The organism is Mesorhizobium loti (assembly GCF_003148495.1).
GTDB classification, from domain to species: domain Bacteria; phylum Pseudomonadota; class Alphaproteobacteria; order Rhizobiales; family Rhizobiaceae; genus Mesorhizobium; species Mesorhizobium loti.
In genome coordinates this window covers 71059-87800 of the sequence record NZ_QGGH01000019.1, presented here as the reverse complement: position 1 = coordinate 87800, position 16742 = coordinate 71059, and the positions used below count along the sequence as shown (strand labels likewise).

General features: G+C 61.1%; 21 protein-coding genes and 1 tRNA gene. 11 read left to right on the top strand and 11 right to left on the bottom strand.

The window, feature by feature from the left end; all coding sequences use genetic code 11:
• Together C8D77_RS33835 and C8D77_RS33830 are read right to left on the bottom strand one after the other, a co-directional pair.
• Positions 1 to 656 (bottom strand): universal stress protein (locus C8D77_RS33835; RefSeq protein WP_109671748.1); only part of this gene is annotated, 656 nt, incomplete at its 3' end.
• 81 nt (positions 657 to 737) lie between these two features.
• Entirely contained in the window at positions 738 to 1481 is a 744-nt protein-coding gene (locus C8D77_RS33830) for a competence/damage-inducible protein A (RefSeq protein ID WP_109671746.1), read from the bottom strand.
• Positions 1482 to 1615: 134 nt separating this feature from the next.
• Between C8D77_RS33830 and C8D77_RS33825 the strand changes: the two genes are divergently transcribed.
• Both C8D77_RS33825 and C8D77_RS33820 read left to right on the top strand, forming a co-directional pair.
• Complete coding sequence (locus tag C8D77_RS33825) at positions 1616 to 2614, top strand: alpha/beta fold hydrolase (RefSeq protein ID WP_109671744.1); 999 nt, start codon at positions 1616 to 1618, stop codon at positions 2612 to 2614.
• A 67-nt stretch (positions 2615 to 2681) separates the two neighbouring features.
• Positions 2682 to 2969 (top strand): hypothetical protein, encoded by a 288-nt coding sequence (locus C8D77_RS33820; protein ID WP_109671742.1) that lies wholly within the window; start codon positions 2682 to 2684, stop codon positions 2967 to 2969.
• Between the two features lie 72 nt (positions 2970 to 3041).
• Here C8D77_RS33820 and C8D77_RS33815 read toward each other — a convergent pair whose 3' ends face one another.
• The 4 genes from C8D77_RS33815 to C8D77_RS33800 all read right to left on the bottom strand — a co-directional run bounded on the left by C8D77_RS33815 (position 3042) and on the right by C8D77_RS33800 (position 5297).
• On the bottom strand, positions 3042 to 3281 hold the full coding sequence (locus C8D77_RS33815) for a DUF2188 domain-containing protein (protein ID WP_109671741.1): 240 nt from the start codon (positions 3279 to 3281) through the stop codon (positions 3042 to 3044).
• Between the two features lie 29 nt (positions 3282 to 3310).
• Positions 3311 to 3589, bottom strand: a complete 279-nt coding sequence (locus C8D77_RS33810; protein ID WP_013532012.1) for a DUF982 domain-containing protein — start codon at positions 3587 to 3589, stop codon at positions 3311 to 3313.
• Between the two features lie 153 nt (positions 3590 to 3742).
• Positions 3743 to 4060: an SH3 domain-containing protein gene (locus C8D77_RS33805; RefSeq protein WP_109671740.1), complete on the bottom strand. Its 318-nt coding sequence runs from the start codon at positions 4058 to 4060 to the stop codon at positions 3743 to 3745.
• A gap of 133 nt (positions 4061 to 4193) precedes the next feature.
• The gene (locus tag C8D77_RS33800) at positions 4194 to 5297 is read right to left on the bottom strand and encodes an NADH:flavin oxidoreductase/NADH oxidase (RefSeq protein WP_109671739.1); all 1104 of its coding nucleotides are present in this window, start codon (positions 5295 to 5297) and stop codon (positions 4194 to 4196) included.
• Positions 5298 to 5451: 154 nt separating this feature from the next.
• On the opposite strand from C8D77_RS33800, the gene C8D77_RS33795 reads away from it, so the two are divergent.
• The 4 genes from C8D77_RS33795 to C8D77_RS33780 all read left to right on the top strand — a co-directional run bounded on the left by C8D77_RS33795 (position 5452) and on the right by C8D77_RS33780 (position 7456).
• On the top strand, positions 5452 to 6030 hold the full coding sequence (locus C8D77_RS33795) for an NUDIX domain-containing protein (protein WP_109671776.1): 579 nt from the start codon (positions 5452 to 5454) through the stop codon (positions 6028 to 6030).
• 237 nt (positions 6031 to 6267) lie between these two features.
• On the top strand, positions 6268 to 6525 hold the full coding sequence (locus tag C8D77_RS38585) for a PilZ domain-containing protein (RefSeq protein WP_109671738.1): 258 nt from the start codon (positions 6268 to 6270) through the stop codon (positions 6523 to 6525).
• Positions 6526 to 6538: 13 nt separating this feature from the next.
• Entirely contained in the window at positions 6539 to 6748 is a 210-nt protein-coding gene (locus tag C8D77_RS33785) for a hypothetical protein (RefSeq protein WP_109671774.1), read from the top strand.
• Between the two features lie 339 nt (positions 6749 to 7087).
• Entirely contained in the window at positions 7088 to 7456 is a 369-nt protein-coding gene (locus C8D77_RS33780; protein ID WP_146211854.1) for a hypothetical protein, read from the top strand.
• Positions 7457 to 7581: 125 nt separating this feature from the next.
• Here C8D77_RS33780 and C8D77_RS33775 read toward each other — a convergent pair.
• Positions 7582 to 7667: transfer RNA gene (locus C8D77_RS33775), tRNA-Leu, on the bottom strand.
• A 489-nt stretch (positions 7668 to 8156) separates the two neighbouring features.
• A complete protein-coding gene (locus tag C8D77_RS33770; protein WP_109671736.1) occupies positions 8157 to 9056 on the bottom strand; it encodes a LysR family transcriptional regulator in 900 nt (299 codons plus the stop codon).
• A gap of 105 nt (positions 9057 to 9161) precedes the next feature.
• Between C8D77_RS33770 and C8D77_RS33765 the strand changes: the two genes are divergently transcribed.
• The 4 genes from C8D77_RS33765 to C8D77_RS33750 all read left to right on the top strand — a co-directional run bounded on the left by C8D77_RS33765 (position 9162) and on the right by C8D77_RS33750 (position 11807).
• Positions 9162 to 9857 (top strand): cysteine hydrolase family protein, encoded by a 696-nt coding sequence (locus tag C8D77_RS33765; RefSeq protein ID WP_109671735.1) that lies wholly within the window; start codon positions 9162 to 9164, stop codon positions 9855 to 9857.
• Between the two features lie 23 nt (positions 9858 to 9880).
• The gene (locus C8D77_RS33760) at positions 9881 to 10204 is read left to right on the top strand and encodes a GYD domain-containing protein (RefSeq protein ID WP_109671734.1); all 324 of its coding nucleotides are present in this window, start codon (positions 9881 to 9883) and stop codon (positions 10202 to 10204) included.
• Positions 10205 to 10320: 116 nt separating this feature from the next.
• A complete protein-coding gene (locus tag C8D77_RS33755; RefSeq protein ID WP_164548702.1) occupies positions 10321 to 11028 on the top strand; it encodes a transporter substrate-binding domain-containing protein in 708 nt (235 codons plus the stop codon).
• A gap of 20 nt (positions 11029 to 11048) precedes the next feature.
• Positions 11049 to 11807, top strand: coding sequence for an amino acid ABC transporter permease (locus C8D77_RS33750; RefSeq protein ID WP_245951949.1), 759 nt, complete (start codon positions 11049 to 11051; stop codon positions 11805 to 11807).
• Here C8D77_RS33750 and C8D77_RS33745 read toward each other — a convergent pair.
• Together C8D77_RS33745 and C8D77_RS33740 are read right to left on the bottom strand one after the other, a co-directional pair.
• Positions 11795 to 12460: an outer membrane protein gene (locus C8D77_RS33745; RefSeq protein WP_109671732.1), complete on the bottom strand. Its 666-nt coding sequence runs from the start codon at positions 12458 to 12460 to the stop codon at positions 11795 to 11797. The genes C8D77_RS33750 and C8D77_RS33745 overlap by 13 nt on opposite strands.
• A gap of 116 nt (positions 12461 to 12576) precedes the next feature.
• Positions 12577 to 13425, bottom strand: coding sequence for an alpha/beta fold hydrolase (locus C8D77_RS33740; RefSeq protein ID WP_109671731.1), 849 nt, complete (start codon positions 13423 to 13425; stop codon positions 12577 to 12579).
• A gap of 146 nt (positions 13426 to 13571) precedes the next feature.
• Here C8D77_RS33740 and ade point away from each other — a divergent pair, with 146 nt between their 5' ends.
• Entirely contained in the window at positions 13572 to 15389 is a 1818-nt protein-coding gene (gene ade / locus C8D77_RS33735; protein ID WP_109671730.1) for an adenine deaminase, read from the top strand.
• A 185-nt stretch (positions 15390 to 15574) separates the two neighbouring features.
• On the opposite strand, the gene C8D77_RS33730 is transcribed toward ade, so the two are convergent.
• Positions 15575 to 16738, bottom strand: a complete 1164-nt coding sequence (locus C8D77_RS33730; protein ID WP_109671729.1) for an alpha/beta hydrolase — start codon at positions 16736 to 16738, stop codon at positions 15575 to 15577.
• Positions 16739 to 16742 lie beyond the last annotated feature (4 nt).

The window sequence follows — 16742 nt, the reverse complement described above, 5'->3', positions numbered from 1 at the left end:
ACCGAGACGCTCACGGTGGCGCCGTGGCGCGATAGCGCGGACGCGATTTCGGCCCCGGCGGCCTCTGGGCTGTCGTCGAGCGTTTCAGGGGGGTCGATGACCAATATGTCGGTCTTCTCGGCTTCGGTGATGAAGGGCAGCGCGTCGAAGGCGGCGCGCGCCGCTTCCTTGCTGCCGTTCCAGGCGAGCAGCACGTGTTTGAAGGTGGTGACCAGCGGACCCGCATGCGGCACCACCAGCACCGGCCGGCCGGCGTCATAGACCAGCGTGTCGACATCCGCGCTCGGGTCACCGCCCGTTTCGCGCTGCGCCGCTATGATCAGGTCGGCGGCCCGCACGCTTGAAATCCCGGTCAGCGCACTGTCGCCCGAAAAACTCTCCAGGCTTCGCCACTCGAAGGATAGACCGGAATTCTCGATATGCCTGAGAAACACGGCCTGCAGCTTTTCGGCCCGCTCCCGGTTCATGTCGGCCGAAACCTGCAGGAACTCGGTGTCCGGAAAGCCTGTGGCAGAGGTGTAGGGCACGGGAAGCGTTTCGGCGTGGATGCCGATCAGATGGCTCTGGAACCGGGTGGCGAGCGGAATGGCACAGTCGAGCACCCGCTCCGCGTCCTGCTCGTTCTGCAGAATGGCGACGATGGTTTTGAATCGCATGATGATCCCTCAGTCTACGAGCTATCGAACTCGCGCCGAGGAAACGTTGCAGCGTCGTGCTTGGTTCCGGTCTGGACCGGATCAGCCGGGATTGTTGGCGAACCCGGTGACCATTGCCTCGACATCGGCGCGGGCGGCGTCCAGCGCCTCCTGGCTGCGGGCACGCACGACCAGTTCGGTCCAGAACTTGCCGTCGCCATATTTCGGGTAGGAGCCGATGATCGTGTCCGGATGCGCTTTCTGGATGTCGCCCAGCGGCCCGCCGATGAGGCCTTCGCCGAACGGGCAGGGCACGGTTGCCGACAGCATTTTCGTGCCGGCCTTCAGCGTCGGCACGACATTATCGAGCATGGCCTGGAAAATCGATGGCACACCGGCCATGACATGGACGTTGCCGATGCGGAAGCCGGGCGCGACCGACACCGGATTGTCGATGAGATCGGCGCCTCGCGGCATCCGTGCCATGCGCTTGCGGGCCTCGGTATATTCGATGCCGCGTGCGGCATAGCTTGCCTCCAGCGTCGCGTAGGCCTTGGCATCGTATTCACAAGGCACGCCGAAGGCCTTGGAAATGGAATCGGCCGTGATGTCGTCATGCGTCGGGCCAATGCCGCCGGTGGTGAACACATAAGTGTAGCGGACGCGCACGGCATTCACCGCAGCAATGATCTCGTCTTCCTCGTCCGGGACGATGCGCACTTCCTTCAGGTCGATGCCGATCGCCGTCATGATGTCGGCGAGATGGCCGATGTTCTTGTCCTTGGTGCGGCCGGACAGAATCTCATCGCCGATGACGAGCATGGCGGCGGTTACGATTTCAGGCATGGGAAGCTCCGGCAAGAAAGGTCGCCTGAGATAGCGCGGCGCGGCAGCGGCCGCAATGCCGCCCCCGTTTCGATGCAAGGTTGCAGCGGCACCGGATGCGGCTAAGCTCAACCAGGCTCTGATCCGGGTGAACAATGCTCCTGTCGATTCTGTCGTGGCTGCTGGTCGTTCTGGTGTTGCTGGCAGTCTTGGGGATCGCCAGTCTGGTGCTGGCGACGCTGTGGATCGCGGCCAAGGCCGAAAGGCTGGTGCCGCCGGTCGGAAAATTCATCGAGATCCACGGCAACCGCATCCACTATGTCGATCAGGGTGAGGGGCGGCCGATCGTCTTCGTGCATGGGCTTGGCGCTCAGCTCCATCATTTCCGGCACACTCTGTTCGGACGATTCGGCCCGGGCTACCGGCTGATCGCGCTCGACCGACCGGGTGCGGGCTATTCGGTGCGCGCCAGCGGCGCCTCCGGTGGCCTGCCCGAACAGGCTGGAATCGTGCGAGGCTTCATCGAAGCGCTTGGGCTGGAAAGGCCGCTGGTGGTCGGTCATTCCCTCGGCGGCGCCATCGCGCTGACCCTTGCCGTGGAGCACCCCGAGGTGATTTCCGGCATCGCCTTGTTGTCGCCATTGACCCACATGGAAGCCGGTGCGCGTGAAAAGCTGGGCTCGCTCTATATCCCGTCACGCCTGTGGCGCCGGATCATGAGCTATACGCTGGCGATACCGACGAGCCTTAGATATGCGCGGCCGACAATGGAATTCATCTTCGCGCCACAGGCTTCTCCTGCCGACTACATGGTCGACGGAGGTGGGTGGCTGGGGCTGAGACCAGCCCATTTCTACGCCACGTCCTCCGATGTCGTGGCGGTAGAACAAGATCTCGGCCGCATCGAGGGTCGTTATAGCGAGATCGTCATGCCGGCCGGCATTCTTTTCGGTACGGCCGATCGCGTTATCGATATCCGTACCCACGGCGAGCCCATGCAGAACAAGATCGAAAGGCTTGAGTTCGAATCTGTCGACGGCCTCGGGCACATGCCGCAATTCAACGAGCCGGAACGGGTCATCGCGTTCATCAAACGCATTGCGGCCCGTGCTTTCCGATCCGACATCAACCCGGCTTCACAACAATTTCAATGAACCATTCGGCTCATTGGCGGGTTTTACCCGTGTCGCACCCAAGGCGGCCAAGATACGGAGTAATTCAATGTACAGGAAACTTCTCGCAGCATCCGTTCTCACGATCGGTCTCGCCACATCGGCGATGGCGCAGTCGTCGGACGGCAATCATCAAGATTGGCTCCATCACAACTGGCTCTTCGGCAATGAGGATTCATCGTCTGTGGACACTACCACAACTGGTAGCATCAATGGCGACAGCTCCGGGCTGAACACCCTCGGCAACCCCGGCGCAGCCGGGCCCTGCGCCTCCAACACCGCCGGTCCTGATGCGAATGCTCAGGGGAACGTCAACGACCAGTACTGCGGCAAATAGTCAGCCGCAGGCTTCTACTGCCGCGAGACGCCCTTCTCTCCGGGCGTCCGCGGTCGACTCCCTGACGAAGGGTCAGTCGGAGACCTCTGTCTGCGGTCGATCCCGGCCATCGGCCAGTTCCTCATGCCATTTGCCTTCGGCGTCCTCGTACTGGATGCCGTCCGTGGCTCCGGCGACTTGCTGCTCGGCCGAGGCGATTTCGGCGGCGCGCAAGGCGTCCTGATGGGTGGGAAACGTCTCCGAAAAGGTCGCTCCGACCTTGTAGGCCCAGCCGCCGTCATGCTCGACGACCTTGTAAGTCAGCTTCGCCATGAAAACCTCCAGTTGAAAGGTCCGTCTGCTCAATGCAGCCGGTCGTCTGGCAGTCTGTCGTCGGGCACCAGCACTTCCGATTCCTTGGCGGCTTCAATCAGCGCCCGGCGCGCATCTGCAGTCGAACGATAACCTTCCAGTACTTTGAGGCAAGTGTCGAGCGCATCACGATGGCGCGGGCCGCGATTGAGCGGCCACACGGTCATCAGGCACTCAGCCGCCTCCTGGGCGCTGCGGATATGGCGATATTTGCCGACGTGGCCAAGTTCGACGACGACCGGCACTTCAAAAGGTTTGTTGTCCATCATGGCCGCAACGCAAAGCAGCCAATTTGGTTGCAACCATGGCCTTCAGCCTGCGCCCAAAAGTCGCGTCGCGTTTGCGACGCGACTTAGGTCTTTGTTTGATGCATGTCGTTATCCCAAAACCGGATCCACTTTTGGGTGACATGCACTGATGTCTCAGTAGCCGCAATCGTTGCGCAGCCAGCGTGCGTTTGCCCAGCCGGTCCGGCCGCCGATTTCGACCTGATACCAGTTGCCGCGTCGGTCGAAGATCTCGGTATGATCGCCATTGAACAACTGGCCGATCATCCGCGACGATGAGTTCGGCCGTGTCCGCACAGCAAGAAAGCCGCTTCCTGTCGCCAGATTGTAGCGGCCGGACAGGCCGTGCACCGTGCCCTCGCAATATTGTGCGCCGGCCGGCGTCGATGTGCCGATCCAAAGTCCGGCCACAACGGTCAGCGCTGCAACCGGCAAGAATGCCCTGAACGACATGATCTCCTCCCAAGCCCGGCCACGCCCGCCGCAGCCTCACCCAACGTAACAGGTTGCGAGTAAAATTGAAGCGAAGCTGTGGCAAACTGTCCAGGGCTAGGAGGCAACACCGCGCCGGTAGAGAACGCGCCGATCAGCCCACCGCCTTCATCCAGTGCTGCATCGTGGTCACCGAACGGGCAAGCTGTGGCGCCGGGTGGATTGTCTCGCTGAACGTCGCCGCCGCACGCCATCCCCAGCGTGGATCGGCCAGGAAGGCGCGCGCCAGCGCCACCATGTCGGCGCGACCCTCGGCGAGGATCGCTTCGGCCTGCTTTGGGTCGTCGATCAGGCCGACCGCACGGGTCGGAATATCCGCACCCTTGCGCACGGCTTCCGCCAGATGCACCTGGTAGCCGGGACCGGTGGGCAATTTCTGCAGCGGTGAATTGCCGCCGCTCGAGCAGCAGAGATAGGCGACACCCAAATCCTTCAGTGCTTTTGCCACTTCGATCGCGTCCTCGACGTCGAAGCCGCCAGCGACCCAATCCTTCACCGACAGCCGCGCGCCGAGCATCAGCCTTGGCGTTGCCTTCCGCACCGCCTTGGCGATCTCGACGACAAGACGCATGCGGTTTTCCAGCGAGCCGCCCCAGCGGTCAGTGCGCTGGTTGGACAAGGGCGACAGGAACTGGAAGATCAGATAGCCGTGCGCGGCATGCAGTTCGAGGAAATCGAAGCCAGCGCGTTCGGCACGCCTCGCCGCATCAGTGAATCGTTCGATGAGCTGCAGGATCTCCTCGTCCTCCAGCGCGTGCGGCACGTTCCAGCCGGTATCGTAGGCGATGGCCGAGGCCGACACGGTCTGCCAGGGATCCTCGTTTGGCTGCAGCGGACCGCCGCCCTCCCACGGCTTGCGGTTCGAGGCCTTGCGGCCGGCATGGGCAAGCTGAGAGCCGAATTTCGTACCGGGTGCGGCGACGCGTCTTGCCGCATCCAGCGTCCGGCGGGCGGCGGCCTCATTGTCTTCGGAATAGAGGCCGAGGCAGCCATGCGTGATGCGCCCGCGCCGCTCGACATCGGTCATCTCGACCGTGACCATGCCGGCGCCGGACATGGCAAGGTTCATCCAGTGATAGAGGTGCCAGTCGCTGGCCGAGCCGTCTTCGGCCGAATACTGGCACATCGGCGCGACCGCGATGCGATTGGGGAAGGTGAGGCCGTCGAGAGTGATCGGCTGGAAAAGCGATGCTGTCATGAAATGGGGCTCCGGGAGGGGTAAGCCGCTATCTAGGCAATGGATCGGAAGCGCGCCAGACACGAGACGGTGAAGCGCTTTTTTGAACCGATTGCCTACATTGCGCAAATGCCGGTTCGCGGCTACGCCTCGGCCGGGTAGCATGGAGACCGTGATGGAAGATCGCATTCGCATCCGTTCAGAAGAGATACTCTCCGACGACTGGGCCGTCCTGAAGAAGACCGTCCTCGACTACCGCCGGCGTGACGGCGAGTGGGAGACGCAGGTACGCCAGACCTATGATCGCGGCGACGGCGCTGTGATCCTGCCTTACGATCCTTCGCGTTCGACCGTGCTTCTGGTGCGCCAGTTCCGCTATCCCGCCTACGTCACCGGCCATCGCGAGCCGCTGATCGAGGCCTGTGCCGGGCTGCTCGACGAGAACGATCCAGAGACCGCCATCCGCAAGGAAGCCGAGGAAGAACTCGGCTACCGGCTGCAGAACGTCGAGCGGCTTTTTTCGCCCTATATGAGCCCGGGCAGCGTCACCGAACGGCTCTGGTTCTTCGTCGCCCGCTATTCGCCCGCCGACCGCATCTCGGCCGGCGGCGGCGCGCCAGAAGAGGGCGAGGACATCGAGGTGTTGGAAATGCCGCTCGACGAGGCGCTGGCCAGCATCTCCGACGGTCGCATCATCGATGCCAAGACGATTATTCTGATCCAGCATCTGAAGCTGAACCCGATCCCTGCTTGACCCTCTGTGGCTATCCGGCGCCTTGCCGGCATCGGAGCGCTGGAAAATGGGTGCCATCAAAGCAGGTCATGGATGGCCGCGAGGGCGCTTCTCGAGGGCAGGACAGACGAAGCGCTGTCGGCTTTGCGTTTTGGGAACCATTTTAGTGCTAGCTAATTGAATCGTGGTTTTGCGAGTCAAGCATGCGTTTGAAGTCCATCAACCGTTCACTGCTGGATTTACGGAAAGAATAACACCATGCCCCCCATTGATCCGCCAATGGAGCGACGCTCTCACGCTCGTGGGATTGTCCTGAAGGATGCGACGATCATCACGGACGATGCGAAGATCGGTTGCTCCGTTAGAAATCAACACGCTCATGGTGCGGAATTGCGGGTGGACCCCGGCGTCACAATTCCAGACCGTTTCGTCCTTCTAGTGCCTGAAGATGACGCCAGCTATCGAGCTGTGGTGCGGTGGCGAAGGCGTGAGCGCCTTGGCATTCAAATATACTGAGTTGGGAGGTCGCGTGCCTATTCGGAGAAAAGCAACGGAAGCAGGGATTTTTGATCCATCCGAACTGGCCTTGTTGGGGCGCGTTTTTGAGCAACTTAAGCTCAACAGCCAATCGACTGAAGCGCGCAGCGCGCTCGCGTCTCGGATCATCGCAAACTACATGGCCGGCGTAACTGACGAGCTAGAGCTGGTTTCGCTTTCCAGGCAACCCTTGGGCCGCTAGAGCAATTCCAGGAAAAGTGTGAAACGGTTCTCCGTGCGGAATTGCGTTAAAACAAAGAGCTCTTGGTCGGCAGGACTTCAGTCTTAATTGAGACGTGGCTAATATAGATATACGCTGGTCGGTGCGGGGCAAGATCCCAAACCAAGCCCACCCGCAACGGCCCGGCACGACCCCAACGTCCCCCCGACTGCGAGCGTGCCGGGCCGTTTGTTATGCGGCGCGCAGCCATCTGGCGCGTGTTCCTTCGGTTCGGCTCGTTTGCCAATGATTTTGATTTAGAGCAATGCAGCTTCGGGTTGTCGACCGTAGAAAGTTGGCTGCAACCGTAGGGACTTGGACATGACTTTTCATGCAACGACCAGTCGCACTGTGCTCGGCACAGTCGTCTCCATTCCAGCAATAGGAGCCGCTGCAGTGGAAAGGGCTTCTGCTGCAAACTTGAACGAGAGGCCGATCCTGGCAAGCTTTCGGCGTTGGGTGGCGCTCAGGGAATCGATCTCCTTTGACATTTCCGACAATGATCTGGTTCGCGTGTATGCTGACATGTCCAGCATCGTGGAAACCATGCTCGCAACCCCGGCCACAACCACCCATGAGTTCGTGGCGCAGTTCATGGTCGTTTGTAGCGGCGAGGAGATCGAATATCGGCGAGCCGGCCGCGAGCTCTATGCTCACGCGCAAACCCTTGTCGGTATGGCGTCACTGTGAGCAGGACACCGGCGCTGCCCCTTCAGTTCATGGTTCGTGTCGCGACGCCTGACATTTGATGGCTGCGCTGGGAACGCCGTCGTTTCCGGGCTGGTTCAAGCCGAATCTTGCACAAATCACAGCAGTGGTGCGGACGACGGGAATCGAACCCGTACGATCAGAGATCGAGGGATTTTAAGTCCCTTGCGTCTACCAATTCCGCCACGTCCGCAGGCCAGCCCTTTTCAGACGCCAGACACAGGCCGTCAAGTCGTGTTCTTGGGTCCTGGCCGAACGTGCAAACAGACCGGGCGGCTTGATGATACTGGCGCGATCACGGAATTATCGGCGCCGCGGGTGCTGGTAGGATGCCTGTGTGGTGGATTTGATCCACCAAGGCCGGCGCCTCTCAGGCCCAACCCATTCCCCCCGCCCACTGGGAGCGTCGGCCGCCTCCCTTCCACCAAGATAGCTCCTCGGCCTTAGCCAGCAGCGTTACGCTGCTGGTGAGGTTCATGCCGATAGTGTTTAGCTTCACATTCTGATCGCGGTTCGATGCCGGCGGAGGCGATGCCGCCAATCCCATAGACCGGCAGGCGGTCCATGGCGCAGCCGGACATGGCGTTAACCGACCCGAACCATTTGTTCCACGCGCCTTGGGCGGACAAGGGTTCAAATCACGCTGTGGCGAGGCCAAGACAAGTGCCGAACGCTTTCCCGTTCAAACTCGTTGCGGTGCTCTCGATCGGTCTATGATCCACTCTGTCATCCGCATGATCTGCGGATCGGCGGCGCGGCTGTCGGCGCAGACACAATAGTAGCTCCGTGAAGCCTCGATTGCCGTCTCGAACGGCCTGACCAGTCGTCCTGAATGAAGGTATTCGGACGCAAGGAAGTCACTGACCAGAGCAAGTCCGCGCCCTTCAAGAGCCGCGGTTATCGCCATCATCAATGTGCCGAAATATGCGTTGCGCGAGGTGACTTGCGATACATTCGCCGCTGTCAGCCACCGCAGCCATTCACTGCCGTCGTCCTCGTGCAAAAGCCAGTGTTCCGTCACGTCGCGCGGCGATCTCAATGATGGTGAGGCATTCAGCAGTTTCGGGCTGCAAACTGGTCGCAGGGCGACGTTGGCCATGAGGCTCCAGGAAAAGCCCTTCCAGGGCGGTGAACCGTAGACGATCGCGATGTCGGTCGAGCGCCAGTCGATCTGGCTGAAATCAACCGCGGGTATCATACGAAAGGACGTAAGGCCTTCAACCTGGGCAAAGTCGAACATCTGGGTCGTGAACCATGAAACCGCGAGAGCCGGTGGCACCGCAATCGTGACGGATCGAGGTCCCGCCGATGGTGCGGGCCTGGCAATTTCATCAACGCACGTGTCGATCTCGGAAAAAGCTATCGCCGCTGAGCGCTGCAATGTCTTTCCAGCTTCCGTCAGGCGCAGGCGCCGCCCGTCCCTGACGAACAGGGCGACACCAAGGGTGTCCTGCAGGTTGCGCACCTGCTGGCTTACAGCGCCGGGCGTGACGCTCAGCTCGGTCGCAGCCGCGCGCACGGAACCAACCCGAGCAACCGTTTCGAAGACGCGAAGATAGGCCAGGCCGTGTGGGTGCTTCATCTCTATTGTTTAGCTGTACTAACTTGAAATTGTATAAATCATTTGGTTTGTCAAAACAATTGGCTTGTCCTAGCTTCGGCGTCGAGCAACAAGCCGGGGCGCCCAATGACAGGAACAAAGTGGATCAGGTCGCGTCCTTTCGATTATCCCTATGACGGAAATCTCGATCCCAAGGTGACGGCTCTTCTCGTCATCGACCTTCAGGTCGATTTCCTGTCTTCCGACGGCTATTTCGCCAGAAAAGGCTACGATCCCGCACCGTTGCGAGCGATTTTGCCGACGGTGAATGCTCTGATACATGCCGCCCGCACGGCGGGGTGCCTGATCCTGCATACCAGGCAGGGCTATCGCGCCGACATGGCCGATATGACTCCCTATGAGCGCTGGCGTCGCAAACGTGCGGGGCTCGAGGGAACCCAAGTCCTTTTGCGCTCGTCGCCAGGTTTTGAGATTGTCCCGGAAATCACCGTCCATGCCAACGACGTCGTCATCGACAAGACCGCCAACGGTGCATTCACCCATACCGACCTCGATCATGTCCTGCGGGCCAGGGGGATTTCCCACCTGCTTTTCAGCGGCTGCACGACGGACGTTTGCGTGAGCACGACAATGCGTGAGGCGGCGGACAGAAATTACCAATGCCTGCTGATCGAGGATGCCTGCGCCAGCGGCGACCAGTACGCCCATGACGCCGCCGTTCACATGGTCACCGTCGAGGACGGCATCTACGGTGTCGTCTCAAGGGCGGCGGATGTGATGGCGGGCCTTCGCGCATTGGACGCGTCCTCGGCCAACACCTGATCGAAACCAACTGGATTGGTGCAATGCCTTATTTCATCTCTCTGATGCGTCTCACGCAGCGGGGGCTCGACGAGATTGCCAATTCTCCGGAGCGCGCTCGGGTCAGTCGTGAACGAGTCGAAGATCTCGGTGGGCGCAGCGTCGCCCTCTACGCCACAATGGGCGCCTACGATTTCGTGCAGATTTTCGAGATGCCGAGCGAAACGGCGATGATGCAATACCTGCTCGTCGCCCGCCAGGACGGGCATGTCGATCCGGTCGTGCTGCGTGCATTCGACGCCTCGGCATGGAGCTCGATTGTCGAGGCGTCAATAAAAAGCCGAATTGCAACAGGGGAATTGCCATGAAACGAACGATGCTACGTGCATGCCACATCACTTCTGTGTTGGGCGCAACACTGCTCAGCCAAACCGCTCTTGCTCAAACAGCTGCGCCCTCGTTCATACGCGACGGACACCTCACCGTGTGCACCACGGCCGGCTTTCCACCATTCACCTACATGGACAAGCCAACCGACACGCGACCGGTCGGCGTCGACATAGATGTCGCCGATGCGCTTGCCAAATTCTGGGGCGCCGACATCACATTCGTGGTCTCAGGCTTTGACGGGCTTCTGCCGTCGCTGCAGGCAAGTCGCTGCTCGCTCGTCATCAGTGGCATCTATCTCAACGACAAGCGCCGTCAATCCTATGATGGGGTGCCCTATCTGAAATCGTCGACCGTGATCGTCACTGCCGCGACGAACAATGCGATCAAGACCCCGGACGACCTTGCCGGCAAGTCGCTGGCGATCGAAGCCGGGACGTCTTACGCCGATGCACCCGACGAGATGAACAAGAAGTTCAAGGCGGAGGGCAAGGCGCTTGTCACCTTCCAGACCTATGAATCGCAGGTCGCGGCGACCCAGCAGGTCATGATCGGGCGAGCCGATGCAACGCTGACCGAAGCGGCTGAAGCTGGCGTTCGCACCAAACAGACCGGTGACAAGATCAAGGTCGTGTACACCTATCCCTCCGAGTTCCAGTTCGGCATATACATCCAGAAATCGCCGGAAGACCTGGCGTTGCTGAGGTCGGCGCTTAAGGCACTCAAGAAGCAAGGAACGTTTGGCGAGATATCGAAGAAGTACAATTTTCCCGAGTCTGGTTTCGACGTAGACTTTGACTCGTAGGCAAGAAGCGCGGGGCCGACGTGCTGTTTGATCCGATCATTTTCCTTCAAGCTCTCGTCAGCCCCGCCTTGATCCATGGCGCTCTAATAACGATCGGCCTTTCGATCTGCGTCCAGGTGACGGCCTTCACGCTGTGTTTACCGGTGGCGATCGGATTAAGCTCCAAGCATGCTTCGGTCCGCTGGGTCCTGTTGGCCTATGTCTGGCTGTTCAGAAGTGCGCCCATGATCCTGGTGCTGTTGTTTATCTGGAACGGCTTGCCGCAACTGTTTCCGATATTCCGCTCGTCGTGGTTCACCCCGTTCATTGCCGCTTACATTGGCATGACCCTGGTCGGTGTGGCCTATAACGCGGAAATCATGCGCGCCGCACTTGGGTCTTTGGGGGCTGGCCAGAGGGAGGCGGCTGCCGCACTTGGGCTCACCAAATTTCAGGCCTTTCGCTTGGTCGTCATGCCTCAGGCAATGCGTATCGCCTTGCCGTCTCTGATGAATGAATTCATTTCCTTGCTGAAATCGACGTCCCTGGCGTACACGATCTCGCTGCGGGAATTGATGACAACAACCTCCCTGTCCATATCGGCGAGCTTCCGGTTCACCGAATGGTATGCCTGCGCGTTCCTCTATTATCTCGTCATGGTCTCCATCCTGACACTCGCGCAAGGCTGGATCGAGAGGCGAATGTCCGCCCCATATTCTCGGAAGAGCAACGATCGGAATTCCGGCTTGCAACCCGTCCGCAACACACCGGCACTGAACGGGAGCGATCAGAACTTGTAGCTCAAATTGATGCCGACCGTGTTCAGCTTCACATTCTGATCGCGTTCGTTGAAGGGTTCCGGCGTGTCGTAATGCTCGGAGCCGAAATCATAGTAGCGATACTGCGCGCCGACGACGAACTTGTCGGTCAGCGCATAGTCAACGCCGGCCCCGACGGTCCAGCCGACATTTGTGCGCGTGGTGGTGAACGCCGGCCCCGCGACTTGCGACGTTTCGATGCCGGCAAAGGCGATGCCGCCAACGCCGTAGACCAGTAGGCGATCCATCGCGTAGCCGGCCTTGGCGTTGACCGACCCGAACCACTTGACGTCGGTGCCAAATGTGCTTCCCAGGCCCGATTCCGTCGTGCCTTCGATCGAGGAATAGTTGAGATCTGCCTCGGCGCCTAGCACCGCCTGGTCGAACTGCCAAAGGCCGGCGACATGGCCGCCGACGAAACCGCCGTCAATGTCGGGCGAGATTGAAAACGGCGCGCCTTCTGTCCCTGATATATCGGATCGGCCCCAGCCATAGCCGGCCTGCATGCCGGCATAGTAGCCCGTCCAGTCGAAACCGGGCGCGGTCATCGGCAGGTCGACCGCCGGGTCGGCTGCGAAAGCCGGCACGGCCAGAGCGGCGAGGAAACCGGCACTTGCGACCATCAGGCGATGCATCGAACTCCCCGAAATGACGATTCAGAAAGATCCTTGCGGCGAGGATAACCACATTCGCCGCAAAACGGAATCCCATTGCTCAACAATCGCAATCCCCTTTCTGCCGCACAGAATCCCTATTTGGTGTCGATGAAGTCCAGCGCCGCCTGGCTATACTCATCCGGCGCTTGCAGCATGGCGAAATGACTGGCGTTGGGTAGGATGATCAGCTTCGCGCCCGGGATGGCGGAGGCGATGTATTCGGTGTGTTCGCGCTTGATCGCCTCATCATGGTCGCCGGCAACGATCGCCGTCGGCGTGGTTATCTTGGCGAGCTGTTCCTTGGTCCACGCCGGCTCGCTCTCCCACATATGGCTCATCTGCGCCACGAAGGCGTCATACTGGTCCGGCGTCTTTGACATCTTCTTGTAGTCGCGGCCGGAGCGGTCGATGTAGGCGGCAAAGGTCTTGTTGGTCATCACGCCGGGATCGACGCCATCGGTGGTTACGTTGGCGGCTTGCGCAAAGAGCCTTGTCAGCCGCTCCGGATGATGCAGCGCGATGTCGATACCGATAATGCCGCCATCGCTCCATCCGACAACCGCGGTCCTGTCGATCTTCAGGTAGTCGAGCAGCGCCAGATAGTCCGACGCCATCAAGTCGTAGCCGTAAGGCTGCTCGGTGCGGGTGGAGCGACCGTGGCCACGGCTGTCGGCGACTATCACCTTGTGCGTTTGGGAAAGCGTGGCCACCTGGCTGGCCCAGATGTCGGCGTGGCCGAGGCCACCATGGATGAGCAGCACCGGGTCGCCCGCGCCGAAAACGGCGTAGTACATCTGGATGCCGTTCACCGGCGCATATCCGCTCTGATCGGGTTTGGGCATGGCCGCCGGCTCCGGCAAGGTCTGCCAACGTTCCTCGGCGGCGGCAAAAGTGGTCGACGCTGCGAACAAGATGATGGCGAACGCTTTCCAAAAACGGGTCATGTTTCCCTCTTGCAGCTCGATCCGCAGTCAGCATCGCGTTTTAGCCGGATTAGTCAACAAGCCTGGCCTGCCGCCGGATGTCGGACCGACAGCTCTGGCGGCGCCAGCCTACATTTGCGACACTGGCCGCAACCGAGGAATCGCGAATGACGAAAGCCAAGCCCGCAAGGCCCGCAAAACCCAAACCCTGGACCGAGATGGCGACACATCTGGTCGATGTCGCCATGGGGCGCAAACCCGCCGATCTCGTCGTGCGCAACGGCCGCTGGGTGAATGTCCATTCGGGCGAGATCATCGCCGGCACCGACATCGCCATTGCCGGCGGCCGCTTTGCCTATTGCGGGCCGAACGCCAGCCATGCCATCGGCCAGGGTACCAAGGTGGTTGACGCCGGCGGGCGCTACCTGGTGCCCGGTCTCTGCGATGCGCACATGCATGTCGAAAGCGGCATGGTGACGGTGACCGAGTTCTGCCGCGCTGTCATTCCGCACGGCACCACTTCGATGTTCATCGACCCGCACGAGATCGCCAATGTGCTGGGTCTGCCCGGCGTGCGGCTGATGCATGACGAGGCTGTGGCGATGCCCATCAACGTGCATGTGCAGATGCCGTCATGCGTGCCCTCGGCGCCGGGGCTGGAACACGCCGGCGCCGAGCTGACGGTCGCAGACGTCACCGAGGCGATGACCTGGGAAAACATCATCGGACTGGGTGAAGTGATGAATTTCCCCGGCGTCGTCGCCAACGATCCTGTCATGTCGGGCGAGATCGCCGCGACGGTGAAAGCGGGGAAAACGGTTGGCGGTCACTATGCCTCGCGCGATCTCGGCCTGCCGTTCCATGGCTATGTCGCCGGCGGCCCCGAGGACGATCATGAGGGTACGCGCGCCGAGGACGCCATTGCCCGGGTGCGCCAGGGCATGAAGGCGATGCTGCGGCTGGGCTCGGCTTGGTACGACGTCGCCTCGCAGATCAAGGCGGTGACCGAGAGCGGCATCGATCCGCGCAACTTCATCCTGTGCACCGACGATAGCCATTCCGGCACGCTGGTTCAGGAAGGCCATATGGACCGCGTGGTGCGCCACGCCATCCAACAGGGGTTGAAGCCGGTGACGGCGATCCAGATGGCGACGCTCAATACCGCCCAGCATTTCAAACTGGAGCGCGAGATCGGTTCGATTGCGCCGGGGCGGCTGGCCGACCTGCTGATCGTCTCGGATCTCGCCGCAATGACCATCGACGAGGTCTATGCACGCGGCGTCAGGCTGGCCAAGGGCGGCAAGCTCGAAATCGATATTCCGGCCTATGATTATCCCCGGACGGCGAAGAACACCGTCAAGCTCGGCAAGAGGCTCAAGGCTGGCGACTTCGACATCGCCGCTCCCAAGGGCGCCAACGAGGTGCGGGTGCGCGTCATCGGCGTCATCGAAAACCAGGCGCCGACGCGCGCGCTGGAGGCCGATCTGCCAGTCGAGGACGGACTGGTCGCCATGGATCGTCGCAACGACATCTGCCAGATCGCGCTGGTCGAGCGCCACCGGGGCACGGGCGGCGTCACCAACGCCTTCGTCTCCGGCTTCGGCTACATGGGCGACTGCGCCATGGCGTCCAGCGTGGCGCATGACGCCCACCACATCATCTGCGTCGGCACCAACAAACAGGACATGGCGCTGGCGGTCAACCGGCTGGGCGAGGTGGGCGGCGGCGTCGTGCTGTTCTCCAAGGGCAAGGAACTGGCGCTGGTCGAAATGCCGATCGCCGGGCTGATGTCGGACGAGCGGGCGGAAATCGTCGCGGCCAAGGCGGAGAAACTCACCGAGGCGATGCGCAAGATGGGCTGTTCGCTAAACAACGCATACATGCAGCATTCGCTGCTGGCGCTGGTCGTCATTCCCGAACTCAGGATTTCCGATGTCGGCCTGATTGATGTGACGACGTTCCAGAAGGTCGATCTCTTCGTCTAGGGTATATCGATATTCGGGTGAGGCCGGCCTGCGAATGGTGGCTTTCTGCGCTTCACCGTTCTACCGCGTCGCGGTAGAACGGTGCTCACGTACTTAAAGTACGTTCCGCTCCGGTTCTCGAAAGCCGCCATTCTCGACTCGGCCTGACCCGAATCTCGGCATACCCTTGCGCTTGTTGATGGTAGTCACCCGCCAGTGGCGATGGTCAGCACCCTGAACGGCGTGGTGATGACGATTTCGGCAACCGAGCCGACAGCCTTGCCGAGGCCCTGGCCGAGATTGTCGAGTTGTGCGGGCGCTGTCTCGTCCGAAGCCAGGCCGGCGGGCGCGCGCAGCCGGTCGCCGAGCAATTGCACCATGAACGGGTTGTCGGCAAATTTGGCGTGGTTCAGTTGGTCGCCGCTCTTGGTCTTGGTCAGGTCGACGACTGACACGCCATAGCTGGCGAGGTCCGCCGCGTTGCCGTAGTCGCCGACGCGTGGCTTGTCGCCGGAGATGAAGGAGGAGAGCTTCAAAGCCCGATCGTCGCCTGAAAGCAGGATGGCGAAAGGCTTGGTGGGTTTGCCGTAGCGGATCATCTGCTTCTTGAACACGTCGACATCGATGTCGGGCGAGGCCAGGATAACATAGCCGAGCTTGCCGCCGAGATCGCGATCGCCGGTGATGGCGAGCTGGCGCAGCGCTTCCATGGTCACCCAGGTTCCCATCGAATGGGCGATGATGTCGATGCTCTTTACCTGGGTCTTGGCGAGCATCCGCAACGTTGCCTCAAGGTCGTCGCGCGCGGCATTGGCGCTGTCCTTGTCATAGAGGTACCCTGTTGTCTTGGCGCTTGAAGCCCAGGAAAACAGCACCGGCGTACCGGGATACTTGGTGTCGTGCGCGATCTGTGTCAGCCGGTAGATGCCGTCATCGAACCCGTTGTTGAAACCGTGCACGAAAACCAGCGCGCGGTCGCCGCGCATGGCGATGTCGGCGCCGACCGCCTTGGCGAATTGCGGCGCGCCTTCGTAGAAGGCGACGTCCTTGGCGGTGAAGTCCTTGGCCGGATTGCTGTTGGCGGATCCCTTGGCCCGCTCGATGGCGCCGACCTGATGGCTTTTCGGAACGGTGACGTCGACACGGGCAAAGCTGGTGGTCGGCGAGCGATCACCGTCGAACACCTGTCGAGGATCCTTGGTTGCCTTCTGGCGGGTCGTGGCAACGAAGATCTCATGCGTGGCCGCGATGTTGGAAGCGGGCACCGCGATCGTCGTCTTGTTGAGCAGGTCATGCGTGTTCTGGCCGGCGCAGCCGGTGACAGCGAGCGCGAACGCAACGACGAGGTAGCTCTTCGAACGCACGGTCACACGC